Raw genomic sequence first — 13,688 nt, 5'->3', positions numbered from 1 at the left:
ATGGTAAGGTTGCGCCGTCATTGGGGAGTAGCCGATTTTTGATTAGAAACTATTCATAGTAACTTGTCAGAAATGCTCGTATCAACATACTCGTTCTATCTCCATATTATCGGAGCATAAAACGTGGTGCGGGCGGCCAAGCGTGATTGGCAGGCGAGACCATAGACACGTAGGATCATCATTCGGGTTGGGGATGATCGGCGTGTATATGGTTAATCGTCCAGCCGAGGCTATTTATAATGAACATGTCAGCAACACTCATCCTAGCATTTGGTATGTCAATGGATGCCTTCGCCGCGTCAATCGGTAAAGGTGCCGCCCTGCATAATCCTCGTTTCCGTGATGCGATCCGTACTGGCCTCATTTTTGGTGTCATCGAAGCGATTACCCCTCTCATCGGCTGGGCACTTGGTTTTTTTGCCAGCCAATATATTCTCGAATGGGATCACTGGGTTGCATTTACGCTGTTATTGATTCTCGGTGGCCGCATGGTTGTTGAGGGACTTAAAGGTTCTTCCGACTGTCGTTGTGAAAAAGTCAAAAATCATAGTCTGGCTCTGTTAATTTGTACCGCAGTCGCCACTAGTCTGGATGCCATGGCGATTGGCGTCGGTTTAGCGTTTCTTCAGGTCAATATTTTCCATACTGCGATGGTCATTGGTTGTTCCACTATGATTATGGTTACGCTTGGCATGATGATTGGCCGCTACATCGGTCCGATTCTCGGTAAAAAAGCAGAAATTATAGGTGGGCTGGTCCTGATTGGTATTGGCTGCAATATCCTGTACGAGCATCTCGGCTACACCGCTTGATATACCCGTCACAAAAGACATCTACTTCAACGGGCAGCCCGCTACCGCGCTGCCCGTTTTTATTCTTCCCGATCACGCGTCAGCATCGCTCTCAACACGCTGATGCAGGCGGATAATAAAATCCGTTTCACAACTAAACTGCGTGGTTGCCTGCAACCGCTCGCTTACGTCTGGTGTTGCCCGCCAGGCAAAAGGCGTCATTTGCAATAACGCAGCAGCCTCACTCCCGGATAGCTGCATGGTATATGAGAGCGTTTGTCGATCCCTAAGTTGAAAGCCTGTGAGCACTTCATCTTTGCTCGGGTGCAATAACACCTCATCGTAGACTTCCGACTTCAGTTGATAAAGATGTCGCGGCCCTGGTGACACTGTCACCACCCAGCCGCCAATCTTAATAGTACGCTGTAACTCCGCGTCATTACACGGCGCATAGATTTTTACCACAGCATCAAGGGATTGGTTCTGAAAAGGCAGCCTCTGACTGGAAGCAACACAGAACTCAACATTGTCATACCGCTTTGCCGCACGTTGAATCGCCGCTTTAGAAACATCCAACCCATATATCGTCATCGCCCTGCGTGATTTAAGACGATGTGCCAGCTCTGCGGTGTAATACCCTTCTCCACAGCCGATATCCAGCAACGCAGCGGCATCATCAGCCACACTATTCTCAATATATTGTGCGACAGCATCGCGTAGCGGTTGATAATGCCCGTTTTCCAGAAAGCTGCGACGCGCTTGCATCATTTCTGCGCTATCACCAGGTTGTTTAGAACGCTTAAACTGTACTGGTAACAAGTTGACGTACCCTTCTTTCGCACAGTCAAAGCTATGTTTACCACACGTCCATTGCCGCGGGTGTCGCTCCAAAGGTAACTGGCATAGCGGACACTGATAACTCATCGGCACATTTTCCTCATTAAAAATGTCTTCATTGCATTACGGGTATAGATAAAAGTATTACGGGTGCAGATAAAACGCAGACAACAAAAAACCCGCACCATGGCGGGTTTTGCAACAGAGCTGTAAAATTACAGCGCAGTGACGTTTACTGCGGAAGGACCTTTCTGGCCATCCTGAATTTCGAATTCTACGTTCTGGCCTTCAGCCAGAGTTTTGAAGCCGTTGCCTTGAATTGCAGAGAAGTGTACGAATACATCTTTGCTGCCGTCAGCAGGAGTGATGAAACCAAAGCCTTTAGACTCGTTGAACCACTTAACCTGACCTTTAATCTTTGCCATTTCAAATATTTCCTTTAATTGTTTAAACCGCCAAGAAGGCGTTATACAGACAAACCAAAGTCGTTACTGCTTGAGGCACTAAGATAAGGATCGGCAGAGAAGCAACATGCAACGCTAAAGGTTGTACTTAAGTCTTCTTTACTGAAAATGCCATTCATATACAGAACTGTACCTCGTTTTACCCAGAAGCGTTATTACACACTCTGTAAACGATGGCAAGGGCTTTTTTATCAGTCGTGGATGTGCCGCACAAATTCACGTCACCAATGGTTCATTAATACACGATAATGCAGCCTGACACCTATATTCGCACGTACCTTCTGGTGCTAAGCAATAAGCCTATTTCGAATTCTATTATGTAATAAATACGCGACAACTGTCGCAATTCAAGCAAAAAACCATGCAATCATAACAAAAAACTATAATTAGCTTTCGTATATGAAAAGATATTGACCATTAACGAAAAGCGTGCAAGACATTGGCGACACTTATATCAATGTTTAAAATCGATTGTCATTTTTATGCTATCGATATCTTTTGCATTAATACATTACATAATAGAAATTATTTATAACCTAACCGTTTATTACCTTGGAAATTAACTTGTTTGAACTAACAGTACTAATAGTATCACCAAAAAAGTCAATAAAACCAAACTTGCCAACTTCCAACGTCGTTCTGATTTTGTGCTCATATCACTTACAATCCTTTTGTATAAAATAGAGACATCTCTCACATTCTTTATGGTTTATCGGCAGCCATCACAATTTTTTTAAGGTTATATCGGATTTTTCACGCTTTTTGGCGTAAATTTCACCATATGTATGGCTATGTATAGTTGCGCGACAATTCCCCACCATTACCGTTAGACTTTCGTTGTAACCTTAAGTACGATTCTTTAAATTAAAGCAACATTTATGTTACCAAAGGGGCATGATGCGTTCCTTACCCGCGCAAGCTCGTGCAACGGGCCTGCGAACAGTGATTTCTTGTGTCATAAGACACCTTCCACTATTAATTCCTCGCTCTTCTCTGCCCCTTGACTTAAATGATATTGATAATTATTCTCAAGTAACACTTTCACGGTTTGTAAGGATATCTGTATGATTGGTTTTCACGCCCGTTTACCTGCTCTGTTCTGCCGCATCGCGCTGCCGTGCGCCTTACTGTTTTTAGCCAGTACATCCGTTCAAGCAGCAGAAAAGCTTAAAGTCATCACCACCTTTACCATCATTCAGGATATCGCACAGAATATTGCAGGCGATGCTGCAACAGTCGAGTCCATCACCAAACCGGGTGCAGAGATTCATGACTATCAGCCAACACCACGTGATATTGTGAAGACACAGTCTGCGCAACTGGTACTGTGGAATGGTATGAATCTCGAACGCTGGTTTACGCGCTTTTTCGAGAACGTGAAAAACGTACCTGCCGTTGTGGTTACGGAAGGCATCACACCGCTTCCTATCCGTGAAGGTGCCTATAATGGCAACCCTAACCCGCATGCCTGGATGTCGCCTTCCAACGCATTAATCTATATTGAAAATATCCGTAAAGGTCTGGTTCAAGCCGATCCCGCCAATGCAGAGACATACAACCGTAATGCGAAAGCTTATGCGGAAAAAATTAAGGCTCTCGACGCACCGCTGCGTGAACGTCTCGCCCGTATCCCAGAGCAGCAACGTTGGTTAGTCACCAGTGAAGGTGCATTCAGCTATCTGGCAAAGGATTATCAGTTCAACGAAGTGTATCTCTGGCCCATCAATGCCGATGAGCAAGGTTCACCGCAGCAGGTACGCCGAGTGATTGACACTGTGCGTGAAAAGGCTATCCCAGTGGTATTCAGCGAGAGTACGATTTCCGATAAGCCAGCAAAACAGGTCAGCAAAGAAACGGGGGCGAAATATGGCGGCGTGCTGTATGTTGATTCGCTGTCTACAGAAAAAGGCCCGGTGCCGACCTATATCGATCTGTTACAAGTGACGGTGGAAACCATCGCTAAAGGATTTAATCAATGAGTAGTGATCGAGCAGTACAGTCATTAGAAGTCAATGATGTTTCGGTTACTTACAGCAACGGGCATCAGGCCATTCGCCATGCCTCATTTTCTCTGACTGGCGGTACGATTTGCGCCCTGGTTGGCGTAAACGGCAGCGGAAAGTCGACGTTGTTCAAAAGCATCATGGGGTTGGTCAAGCCAACCTCAGGGCAGGTACAGCTCAATCAGCAACCGATCTATCAGGCGCTAAAACAGAATCTGGTTGCCTATGTTCCTCAAACAGAAGACGTGGACTGGAACTTCCCCGTTTTGGTTTCCGACGTGGTCATGATGGGTCGCTATGGAAAAATGAACTTCCTGCGCATCCCTAGTAAACAAGACCGCGCAATTGTGGCGGAGTCGTTGGAGCGTGTCGGGCTTTCGTCGCTGCAACATCGCCAGATCGGTGAACTGTCCGGCGGCCAGAAAAAGCGCGTTTTTCTGGCACGGGCGCTGGCTCAACAGGGCAGCGTTTTACTGCTGGATGAGCCTTTTACTGGTGTTGACGTCAAAACCGAGAACGCTATTATCGATTTGCTTCGCACCTTGCGCGATGAGGGACATCTGATTCTGGTCGCCACCCATAACCTCGGTAGCGTTCCTGAGTTTTGTGACAACGTCATTTTAGTCAATCGCACTGTTTTAGCCGCAGGGCCGACGCACAGCACCTTTACCCAAAGTAATTTGGAGAAGACGTTCGGCGGCGTTCTGCGACACATTAATCTCGGGGGCTCTCATCTTCATGATGACGACGATGTCCGCTCTGTGACGGTATTGACAGATGATGAGCGTCCGGCAGTGTTTTATGGTTCGACCAAGAGCGACCCTCCTGCGTCCCGCGTGATACCGGAGGAGAAACAGCCCTGATGATTGATATCCTGTTGCAGCCATTCAGCTATAACTACATGGTCAAAGCGATTTGGGTCAGCGCGATAGTCGGCGGCGTATGTGCCTTTCTTTCTGCCTACCTGATGCTGAAAGGCTGGTCGTTGATGGGCGATGCACTCTCCCACTCGGTCGTACCCGGCGTTGCAGGTGCCTATGCGTTGGGCCTGCCCTATGCCGCTGGTGCGTTTTTTACCGGCATGCTCGCTGCGCTGGCAATGACCTTAATCCGTCACATTACCCGATTACGCGAAGATGCGATTATCGGTTTTATTTTCTCAACGTTTTTCGCCGTAGGCTTGCTGATTATTTCACTCAATCCGACCTCGGTTAACGTGCAGTCCATCATTTTCGGCAATATTTTGGGCATCGCCGACGAAGATGTCCTACAAGTTGAAATCATTATTGGCGTCACGTTCGTGATTCTCTGCCTGCTGTGGAAAGATCTGCTGGCGGTGTTCTTTGATGAGAACCACGCCCGCTCGATTGGTCTTTCTCCACTGAAGCTGAAAATTCTGTTTTTTACGCTGCTGAGTGCCTGTACTGTTGCGGCGCTGCAAACCGTCGGGGCGATTTTGGTCATCGCGATGGTGATTACGCCGGGTGCTACGGCCTACCTGCTCACCGACCGTTTTGGTCGTCTGGTTGTGATTTCTATTGCACTCGGCGCGATCACCAGCGCGGTAGGCGCGTATCTGAGCTTCTTCCTTGATGGTGCCACCGGCGGCGTGATTGTCACATTGCAAACCGTCGTCTTCCTGTTAGCGTTTGTTTTTGCACCTAAACACGGATTACTCGCATCGCGCCGTCTGCGGTTACGCGATCAATCAGGAGATGCATTATGACGCTCATTAGCTGGCTAATTGATCCCCTGTCCTACCCATTCATGCAGCGTGCGCTACTTGCCGCTGTGGTAACGGGAACGGTTTGTGCGGTGCTGTCATGCTATCTGGTGTTGAAAGGCTGGTCGCTAATGGGCGATGCCATTTCTCATGCTGTGTTGCCCGGTATCGTTGTCGCGTTCTTACTGGGGATCCCGTTAGTGATCGGCGCTTTCATTTCCGGTATTTTTTGTGCGGTAGCGACGGGGTACGTGAAAGAACACAGTCGGGTCAAAGAAGACACCGTAATGGGGATCATCTTTTCCGGCATGTTTGCGCTGGGGCTCGTCATGTTTGCGCGCATCGATACCGATCAGCATCTAAACCATATTCTGTTTGGTAACGTGCTGGGCATCACTCAGCAAGAACTGACGCAAATATTGCTGATTGCTGGGGTGACGCTGGCCATCATCTTGTTAAAACGTCGAGACTTCATGCTGTACTGCTTCGATCCCAATCATGCCCGCGTCATTGGCCTGCCCGTTAAGCTGCTGCACTATGGGCTGCTGAGCCTGCTGGCGATGACCATCGTCGCATCCTTGCAGGCCGTCGGTGTTATTTTAGTGATCGCGATGCTGATTGCACCGGGTATTATTGCCTTCATGGTCTGTAAACGTTTCGAGCGCATGGTGCTTGTCGCCACGCTGGTTTCCGTCATTTCCTGTATTGCCGGAACTATGATCAGTTTCTATATTGATGGCGCAACCGGCCCTTGTATCGTCATCGTTCAGGCATTGTTCTTCACGCTGGCGTTGACTTACCACCAGCTTAAACAACGTCGCCAAGCGGCATCCCAGGCTATAACCGACGCGCTCTAATCCCCCGCCCTCAGTCTTTTAGCATGACGTAACCGGAAAATAGCCGTCGGTTACGTCATTAATCTACTATTTCATTGCCTTATCTAACGGATTGAGCATCATCCTAACTCCGCTATTGTTAATTCCGACTATACTTGTTTCTCGCTATCTCCACCTATCGGTATCACTGTGCTCTAGATTCCATTTTTATTATGCTCAATGGGTTACCGTAAACGAATCACCCCAGTGAACAGCATCGTATCGGGCAACATCAACGGGAGGATGACCTTATGTGGCAAGCTATCAGCCGACTTTTGGAAGAGCATCACGGTACTGCGGATATTCAGGAACACCGCGAACTACCCGGCGGTGAAATACACCCAGCCTGGTACGTCCGCTACGGCGAACATGACATCTTCGTAAAATGCGATAGTCGTGAAATGTTGGCTAAATTCACGGCTGAAGCCGATCAGCTTCACTTACTGAGCCGCAGTAATACGGTTCGCGTGCCCAAGGTTTATGGTGTCGGTAGTTCACGCGATTACAGCTTCCTGCTTCTGCAATATCTCCCCATCAAACCGTTGGATGCCCACAGTGCCTGGTGTTTGGGTGAACAGTTAGCTCGTCTGCATCAATGGAGCGATCAGCCGCAATTTGGGCTGGATTTCGATAACGACCTCTCAACAACGCCGCAGCCAAATAGCTGGCAGCGACGCTGGGCAACCTTTTTTGCCGAACAGCGAATCGGGTGGCAATTACAGCTAGCGGCAGAAAAGGGAATGCACTTTGGCCACATTGAAACGCTGATCGCCCGCGTCGATGAACGTCTTGCCGGGCATCAGCCTCAGCCGTCACTTTTGCACGGTGACCTGTGGCCGGATAACTGTGCGAATAGCCAAGATGGGGGTTATCTGTTCGATCCGGCCTGCTATTGGGGCGATAGAGAGTGTGATTTGGCCATGCTGCCACGCTATCCATCGCTACCCGCGCAGATTTATGATGGTTACCAGAGTGTGTGGCCGCTGGAGAAAGGCTTTATTGAGCGCCAACCCATTTATCAGATTTACTATCTGCTTAACCGCGCCAATCTTTTCGGCGGCAAGCATATCGTTGAGGCACAGCAGCTCATTGAGCGGCAACTTTTGGCTTAAGGTGAGGCATTCGCTCTCAGGCGGGAAATATAGTCTACGGTAAGAAAGGTATTTTTGCGTCTGGCGCAAAAGTTGCGCCAGACCATCACTCAGACTGGCAACCCTAGCAGGCGTAATACCATGTAGCCAGCGCCTGCGATAATCACCGGCAGGATGTAAAGCGGAAAAAATTGTACAAAAATCGTGTGACCAGGAACAACAACACGTGATTCCAGTGTTTCGCGAGAGTTCCCAGCATCGCCTTTCATTTTTTCCAAAATCAGTTGATCTTCAATACCTTCCCGAATAGATTTCGCCTGACGAGACATCCGAGCACCCGAAACTTGTAACGCCAGGCCAATAAAAATCAGGATGTAGATCAGCCAAAACATCAGCGTCGCCGCGCTGAAGAAACGCGTAAAATCCGGTACTGGCGAGTTGTACCAAAAAATGTTCAGGAAAGACGTATTAAAGCGCACCATATCAACCATCAGATGCACAAAATCCAGAAGAACAGCATCGATACCCTGTTTTTTCTGGGTGTAAGCGTAGAGATAGTTAGCCAGCGAGACGAAAGTTGAAACCAGCGCAGGAATAAAAATGATCCATCCAGCAATACGTTTCACTACGGCAATACGGCCAGCCTGTTGATACGTCATGAGAACCCCTTCTTAGCGACGCAACATTGGTAATGTATCGTTTTAGTACGACGGGTAGCCTACTGTATGTTTACGCACAGTCAACACTTTATCTCCCACACCGCCTGATTAGCCACAGTAGCAACGTTATCTTCGCCTTACTTCACGCTACCTGTGTTGGCCGCCACTCGACTTATTTAAGGTATAGTTTACCATTAAACTTTATTTTCCTTTGCTGAGGGAGCGAGTGGTATGTCCTTTGATTCTTCTATAAGCGCGGCAATTTTCGATATGGATGGGCTGCTGATCGACTCTGAGCCATTGTGGGATCAGGCCGAGTTGGAGGTTATCGCCTCACTGGGCGTAGATATTTCGCTCCGACACGCAATGAAAGATACCCTGGGTTTACGCATCGATATGGTTGTCGATCTCTGGTATCAACATGCTCCCTGGGCAACCCCAGATCGCAATGAGGTTGTCCGGCGCATTATCGATCGTGCTATCGAACTCGTTGCCGAACAGCGCCCTCTTCTGCCTGGCGTCGAGCATGCACTGCAACTGTGTCGTGAACAGAATCTCAAAATTGGACTGGCTTCTGCTTCACCGCTGCATATGCAGCAGCGGGTGCTGCGTATGTTTAATCTGGAACACTACTTTGATGTCCTGATGTCAGCCGAAACACTGCCGTACAGTAAACCTCACCCCGAAGTGTATTTGAATGCAGCAAACGGGCTAGGCGTTCCTCCTGCGCAGTGCGTTACGCTGGAAGATTCAGTGAATGGCATGATCGCAACCAAAGCAGCACGCATGCGATCCATCGTTATTCCACAGGCAGAGTTTCGCACTGATGCACGCTGGGCGTTAGCTGACTATAAGTTGGACTCACTAAATCAACTGACCGCTGAGCATTTGGTGTAGGAATAAAGACGTAGAAGAGTAGAAAAACAGATGGCGCGGGATATGACGAAAGCGTGGCCGACGACCAGAACGACCACGCTTTGAGGAATTACAGGAAATCAGCGCGCTTAGGCGAGAAAGTATCAATCAGCACGCTTCCATCCTCCAGCGAAACCACGCCATGCATCTCGTGTTTCACCGCCAGATAGGCGTCGCCCGTTTTCAGGATACGTTTCTCACCTTCGATTACGACTTCAAAACTGCCAGCAGCAACATAAGCAATTTGATCGTGAATCTCATGGAAGTGCGGCGTACCAATCGCACCTTTATCAAAGTGCACGTAAACCATCATCAGTTCATCGCTCCAGGTCATGATTTTACGTTTAATGCCACCGCCCAGCTCTTCCCACGGCGTTACATCATCAATAAAGTATCTTCTCATCATCTCTCCTCTAACGCTTTTATTGCCCATACCTTCTATTGCGTCAACGAATCGTGAACGACAACGAGTGTATGACTATGGATTGCGACATTTTAGCTACATCAGTATCAGAAGAAACATAAAATAAGCAAAACCATGACGGCCCTCAAGAAATAAATAAAACATTATTTCATTTTTATTGAATTCACATCCCATCCAAACTATCATCCCGCATAACAAGAAAGAACCGGGCAAGTTGAGGAACAGGTGACATTGTCACTGCCACGCAACATCATCTGTTTCGCCCGGCGCTTTCACCAGGAATGATTAAAGAGAGGCTAAGCAATGCAAGTTCGTCAAAGCATTCACAGTGATCACGCGAAGCAGTTGGATACCGCCGGCTTGCGTCGCGAATTCCTGATCGAGCAGATTTTTTCTGCCGATGCCTACACGATGACCTATAGCCACATCGACCGAATCATCGTCGGTGGCATCATGCCTGTGCACAGCGCTGTAACGATTGGCGGTGAGGTGGGTAAACAACTTGGCGTCAGCTATTTCCTGGAACGTCGCGAACTCGGAGCCATCAACATAGGCGGCGCGGGTATTGTGACTGTCGATGGCGAACCCTATGACGTGGATAATGAAGAAGCAATCTATGTTGGTATGGGCATGAAAGATGTACAGTTTTCCAGCGCCGATGCGGCTAACCCAGCCAAGTTCTACTACAACAGCGCACCTGCACATACAACGTACCCAACCCGCAAGATTACCCAAGCTGACGCTTCGCCACAAACCGTGGGAGAAGATGCCAGTTGTAATCGTCGCACCATTAATAAATACATTGTTCCCGATGTATTGCCGACCTGCCAGCTCACCATGGGATTGACCAAGCTGGCGGAAGGCAGTCTGTGGAACACCATGCCTTGTCATACGCATGAGCGCCGGATGGAAGTCTATTTCTATTTTGATATGGACGAGGAAACGGCCGTTTTTCACATGATGGGGCAACCGCAGGAAACCCGTCACATAGTGATAAAAAACGAGCAGGCGGTGATTTCACCGAGCTGGTCGATTCATTCCGGTGTTGGCACCAGACGCTACACCTTTATCTGGGGCATGGTTGGCGAGAATCAGGTTTTCGGTGACATGGATCACGTCAAGGTTAGCGAGTTACGTTAATCGCTTTCAACCGGAATTACCGGTGTTCCCTACAGTAACAGCTAACGACTAAGTATTTTGTCGCTTATAGAGAGATTACAGATATGATTTTAAATTCTTTTGATTTGCAAGGTAAAGTTGCTCTGATCACCGGTTGTGATACGGGTTTGGGTCAGGGTATGGCTATCGGTCTGGCGCAAGCGGGTTGTGATATCGTCGGCGTCAACATCGTTGAACCGAAAGAGACCATCGAAAAAGTCACTGCACTGGGACGCCGTTTCCTCAGTCTGACCGCAGACATGAGCAATGTCTCTGGTCATGCAGAGCTGGTAGAGAAAGCCGTTGCTGAATTTGGTCACGTTGACATTCTGGTCAATAACGCTGGTATCATCCGTCGTGAAGATGCGATCGATTTCAGCGAGAAAAACTGGGATGACGTTATGAACCTGAACATTAAGAGCGTTTTCTTTATGTCTCAGACCGTTGCGCGCCAGTTCATTAAGCAAGGTAAAGGCGGCAAGATCATCAACATCGCCTCTATGCTGTCCTTCCAGGGCGGTATCCGCGTACCTTCCTACACCGCATCGAAAAGCGCAGTTATGGGTGTAACTCGTCTGCTGGCTAACGAGTGGGCAAAACACGGTATCAACGTTAACGCCATTGCACCGGGATACATGGCAACCAACAATACCCAGCAACTGCGCGCCGACGAAGACCGCAGCAAAGAGATTCTGGATCGTATCCCTGCGGGTCGTTGGGGTTTACCGCAGGATTTGATGGGTCCATCCGTCTTCCTGGCATCTAGCGCATCTGACTACATTAATGGCTACACAATTGCCGTTGATGGCGGCTGGTTGGCTCGCTAAGCGCAATTTTTCTTAGCAGCGTTACACTAGCCCTCGATAAAAAGCACAATTTTCGTTGTGCTTTTTATTTATTTTTCAAGTTGTTATTTCATTTTTCATTATTCTATTTCCTACCTAAATCCTTTCTTAAAAAAAATCAAAACAACGTTCCGACTTTGATCACACTTTCGATATTGCGTGCATGACGGCAAGGTTAATAGCGCAATATAATCAATCAAAACAGTGTTTCTATTTATAAGGAACTGTTCACGCGGTTCCATAAGAAGGTACTCCATGAGTATTTTTGAAAACTTATACACCAGCAGGAAATCGCAGCTCGACGAATGGGTTGCAGCACTTGATAGCCACATAGCCTGCGTTCAGGAAAAAGGCCGCAGCCAGAGTAAATCGACGCCATTACTGGCAGATGGCTTTGATGTGGAAGCTTATACGCCAGTGGTATGGCAATTCCCCGATGGGCACTGCGCACCGATTTCTAATTTCGCCAGCCAGCAGAATTGGTTAAGAACGCTGTGTGCCATGAGTGTCGTTACAGGTAATGAAAGTTACCAACAGCACGCCATCACACAAAGCGAGTATTTCCTGGATCATTTTGTTGATGATAAAAGCGGCCTGTTCTACTGGGGCGGCCACCGTTTCATTAATCTGGATACGCTGGCAGGCGAAGGACCAGAATCCAAAGCTCAGGTGCATGAATTAAAGCATCACCTCCCCTATTACGCGCTGTTGCATCGTGTTAATGCAGAAAAGACGCTGAACTTCTTTCAGGGGTTCTGGAACGCGCACGTTGAGGACTGGGATTCACTGGATCTGGGTCGTCATGGCGATTACAGCAAAAAACGCGATCCGAATGTTTTCCTGCATAACCGTCATGATGTCGTCAATCCGGCACAGTGGCCAGTTCTGCCATTAACGAAAGGCCTGACGTTTGTTAATGCTGGTACAGATCTGATTTACGCTGCGTTCAAATACGCAGAATACACGGGTGATAGCCATGCGGCTGCCTGGGGTAAGCACCTTTACCGCCAATACGTTCTGGCGCGCAACCCAGAAACGGGTATGCCTGTGTATCAGTTCAGTTCACCACAGCAGCGCCAGCCCGTGCCGGAAGACGATAACCAAACGCAATCCTGGTTTGGCGACCGCGCTCAACGCCAGTTTGGACCAGAGTTCGGTGAAATCGCACGTGAAGCCAATGTGCTATTCCGCGATATGCGCCCACTGTTGATTGATAACCCGCTGGCGATGCTGGATATCCTCCGTACACAGCCTGATGCAGAAATGCTGAATTGGGTCATCTCCGGATTAAAAAATTATTATCAGTACGCCTACGATGTCACCAGCAATACGTTGCGTCCAATGTGGAACAACGGTCAGGACATGACAGGCTACCGCTTTAAACGCGATGGCTATTACGGTAAAGCGGGAACGGAATTAAAGCCGTTTACTTTAGAAGGTGATTATTTATTACCGCTAGTTCGTGCTTATCGTCTGAGCGGCGATGAGGATCTGTTCGCACTGGTTAATACCATGCTGACACGGTTGAATAAAGAAGATATTCAGCACATCGCCAGCCCGGTACTGCTGTTGACCGTTATCGAACTGGCCGATCACAAGCAATCAGAATCCTGGGCACATTACGCTGCCCAACTCGCTGGCGTTCTGTTTGAACAACATTACCACCGTGGTTTGTTTGTTCGCTCTGCACAGCATCGTTATGTTCGTCTGGATGATACCTATCCGCTGGCTTTACTGACTTTCGTTGCCGCTTGTCGCAACAAATTAAACGATATCCCGCCGTATCTGACACAAGGTGGATATGTTCACGGCGATTTTCACGTTAATGGGGAAAATAGAATTGTTTATGACGTGGAATTAATTTATCCAGAGTTATTAACAGCTTAATTTTATGTTTTTTTAA

15 protein-coding genes are annotated in these 13,688 nt (G+C 48.2%); 10 read left to right on the top strand and 5 right to left on the bottom strand.

What is annotated here, in order from left to right; genetic code table 11:
* Positions 1–239: 239 nt before the first annotated feature.
* Complete coding sequence (mntP, locus tag KP22_RS04375) at positions 240–812, top strand: manganese efflux pump MntP (protein ID WP_039300209.1); 573 nt, start codon at positions 240–242, stop codon at positions 810–812.
* A gap of 72 nt (positions 813–884) precedes the next feature.
* Here mntP and rlmA read toward each other — a convergent pair whose 3' ends face one another.
* The 3 genes from rlmA to KP22_RS22330 form a co-directional block, all read right to left on the bottom strand.
* Positions 885–1,715, bottom strand: coding sequence for a 23S rRNA (guanine(745)-N(1))-methyltransferase (gene rlmA, locus KP22_RS04370; protein WP_039300212.1), 831 nt, complete (start codon positions 1,713–1,715; stop codon positions 885–887).
* Positions 1,716–1,843: 128 nt separating this feature from the next.
* Positions 1,844–2,053: a transcription antiterminator/RNA stability regulator CspE gene (cspE, locus tag KP22_RS04365; protein ID WP_005968829.1), complete on the bottom strand. Its 210-nt coding sequence runs from the start codon at positions 2,051–2,053 to the stop codon at positions 1,844–1,846.
* A 41-nt stretch (positions 2,054–2,094) separates the two neighbouring features.
* Positions 2,095–2,211, bottom strand: a complete 117-nt coding sequence (locus tag KP22_RS22330) for a DUF2627 domain-containing protein (RefSeq protein WP_085996916.1) — start codon at positions 2,209–2,211, stop codon at positions 2,095–2,097.
* A gap of 945 nt (positions 2,212–3,156) precedes the next feature.
* Here KP22_RS22330 and KP22_RS04360 point away from each other — a divergent pair.
* From KP22_RS04360 to KP22_RS04340, 5 genes are all read left to right on the top strand, one after another.
* The gene (locus tag KP22_RS04360) at positions 3,157–4,071 is read left to right on the top strand and encodes a metal ABC transporter substrate-binding protein (protein ID WP_039300215.1); all 915 of its coding nucleotides are present in this window, start codon (positions 3,157–3,159) and stop codon (positions 4,069–4,071) included.
* Entirely contained in the window at positions 4,068–4,958 is an 891-nt protein-coding gene (locus KP22_RS04355) for a manganese/iron ABC transporter ATP-binding protein (RefSeq protein ID WP_039322656.1), read from the top strand. The genes KP22_RS04360 and KP22_RS04355 overlap by 4 nt, the downstream gene beginning before the upstream one ends.
* Positions 4,958–5,821: a metal ABC transporter permease gene (locus tag KP22_RS04350; RefSeq protein ID WP_011093949.1), complete on the top strand. Its 864-nt coding sequence runs from the start codon at positions 4,958–4,960 to the stop codon at positions 5,819–5,821. The genes KP22_RS04355 and KP22_RS04350 overlap by 1 nt, the downstream gene beginning before the upstream one ends.
* The gene (locus tag KP22_RS04345) at positions 5,818–6,675 is read left to right on the top strand and encodes a metal ABC transporter permease (protein ID WP_039300221.1); all 858 of its coding nucleotides are present in this window, start codon (positions 5,818–5,820) and stop codon (positions 6,673–6,675) included. Before KP22_RS04350 ends, KP22_RS04345 begins: the two co-directional genes overlap by 4 nt.
* Positions 6,676–6,944: 269 nt before the next feature.
* Complete coding sequence (locus tag KP22_RS04340) at positions 6,945–7,805, top strand: fructosamine kinase family protein (RefSeq protein WP_039322652.1); 861 nt, start codon at positions 6,945–6,947, stop codon at positions 7,803–7,805.
* Between the two features lie 89 nt (positions 7,806–7,894).
* On the opposite strand, the gene KP22_RS04335 is transcribed toward KP22_RS04340, so the two are convergent.
* The gene (locus KP22_RS04335) at positions 7,895–8,443 is read right to left on the bottom strand and encodes a YniB family protein (RefSeq protein ID WP_039300227.1); all 549 of its coding nucleotides are present in this window, start codon (positions 8,441–8,443) and stop codon (positions 7,895–7,897) included.
* Between the two features lie 231 nt (positions 8,444–8,674).
* Here KP22_RS04335 and hxpB point away from each other — a divergent pair, with 231 nt between their 5' ends.
* Positions 8,675–9,340, top strand: coding sequence for a hexitol phosphatase HxpB (hxpB, locus tag KP22_RS04330; protein WP_039300230.1), 666 nt, complete (start codon positions 8,675–8,677; stop codon positions 9,338–9,340).
* An 88-nt stretch (positions 9,341–9,428) separates the two neighbouring features.
* On the opposite strand, the gene KP22_RS04325 is transcribed toward hxpB, so the two are convergent.
* Positions 9,429–9,761: a cupin domain-containing protein gene (locus tag KP22_RS04325; protein WP_039322649.1), complete on the bottom strand. Its 333-nt coding sequence runs from the start codon at positions 9,759–9,761 to the stop codon at positions 9,429–9,431.
* A gap of 324 nt (positions 9,762–10,085) precedes the next feature.
* On the opposite strand from KP22_RS04325, the gene kduI reads away from it, so the two are divergent.
* From kduI to pelW, 3 genes are all read left to right on the top strand, one after another.
* Positions 10,086–10,922 (top strand): 5-dehydro-4-deoxy-D-glucuronate isomerase, encoded by an 837-nt coding sequence (kduI, locus tag KP22_RS04320; protein ID WP_039300237.1) that lies wholly within the window; start codon positions 10,086–10,088, stop codon positions 10,920–10,922.
* A gap of 83 nt (positions 10,923–11,005) precedes the next feature.
* On the top strand, positions 11,006–11,767 hold the full coding sequence (gene kduD, locus KP22_RS04315) for a 2-dehydro-3-deoxy-D-gluconate 5-dehydrogenase KduD (protein WP_039300241.1): 762 nt from the start codon (positions 11,006–11,008) through the stop codon (positions 11,765–11,767).
* 273 nt (positions 11,768–12,040) lie between these two features.
* On the top strand, positions 12,041–13,672 hold the full coding sequence (gene pelW / locus KP22_RS04310) for a pectate disaccharide-lyase PelW (protein WP_039300245.1): 1,632 nt from the start codon (positions 12,041–12,043) through the stop codon (positions 13,670–13,672).
* The last annotated feature ends 16 nt before the right edge of the window (positions 13,673–13,688 follow it).

It is taken from the genome of Pectobacterium betavasculorum (genome assembly GCF_000749845.1).
In the GTDB taxonomy this organism is placed as follows: domain Bacteria; phylum Pseudomonadota; class Gammaproteobacteria; order Enterobacterales; family Enterobacteriaceae; genus Pectobacterium; species Pectobacterium betavasculorum.
This window is presented reverse-complemented; position numbering and strand designations above follow the sequence as displayed.

What these genes read in the sequence shown, in the direction of transcription:
- mntP (WP_039300209.1), top strand. Translation starts at nt 240, where the DNA reads ATGAACATGTCAGCAACACTCATCCTAGCATTTGGTATGTCAATGGAT.
- rlmA (WP_039300212.1), bottom strand. Translation starts at nt 1,715, where the DNA reads ATGAGTTATCAGTGTCCGCTATGCCAGTTACCTTTGGAGCGACACCCG.
- cspE (WP_005968829.1), bottom strand. Translation starts at nt 2,053, where the DNA reads ATGGCAAAGATTAAAGGTCAGGTTAAGTGGTTCAACGAGTCTAAAGGC.
- KP22_RS22330 (WP_085996916.1), bottom strand. Translation starts at nt 2,211, where the DNA reads ATGAATGGCATTTTCAGTAAAGAAGACTTAAGTACAACCTTTAGCGTT.
- KP22_RS04360 (WP_039300215.1), top strand. Translation starts at nt 3,157, where the DNA reads ATGATTGGTTTTCACGCCCGTTTACCTGCTCTGTTCTGCCGCATCGCG.
- KP22_RS04355 (WP_039322656.1), top strand. Translation starts at nt 4,068, where the DNA reads ATGAGTAGTGATCGAGCAGTACAGTCATTAGAAGTCAATGATGTTTCG.
- KP22_RS04350 (WP_011093949.1), top strand. Translation starts at nt 4,958, where the DNA reads ATGATTGATATCCTGTTGCAGCCATTCAGCTATAACTACATGGTCAAA.
- KP22_RS04345 (WP_039300221.1), top strand. Translation starts at nt 5,818, where the DNA reads ATGACGCTCATTAGCTGGCTAATTGATCCCCTGTCCTACCCATTCATG.
- KP22_RS04340 (WP_039322652.1), top strand. Translation starts at nt 6,945, where the DNA reads ATGTGGCAAGCTATCAGCCGACTTTTGGAAGAGCATCACGGTACTGCG.
- KP22_RS04335 (WP_039300227.1), bottom strand. Translation starts at nt 8,443, where the DNA reads ATGACGTATCAACAGGCTGGCCGTATTGCCGTAGTGAAACGTATTGCT.
- hxpB (WP_039300230.1), top strand. Translation starts at nt 8,675, where the DNA reads ATGTCCTTTGATTCTTCTATAAGCGCGGCAATTTTCGATATGGATGGG.
- KP22_RS04325 (WP_039322649.1), bottom strand. Translation starts at nt 9,761, where the DNA reads ATGAGAAGATACTTTATTGATGATGTAACGCCGTGGGAAGAGCTGGGC.
- kduI (WP_039300237.1), top strand. Translation starts at nt 10,086, where the DNA reads ATGCAAGTTCGTCAAAGCATTCACAGTGATCACGCGAAGCAGTTGGAT.
- kduD (WP_039300241.1), top strand. Translation starts at nt 11,006, where the DNA reads ATGATTTTAAATTCTTTTGATTTGCAAGGTAAAGTTGCTCTGATCACC.
- pelW (WP_039300245.1), top strand. Translation starts at nt 12,041, where the DNA reads ATGAGTATTTTTGAAAACTTATACACCAGCAGGAAATCGCAGCTCGAC.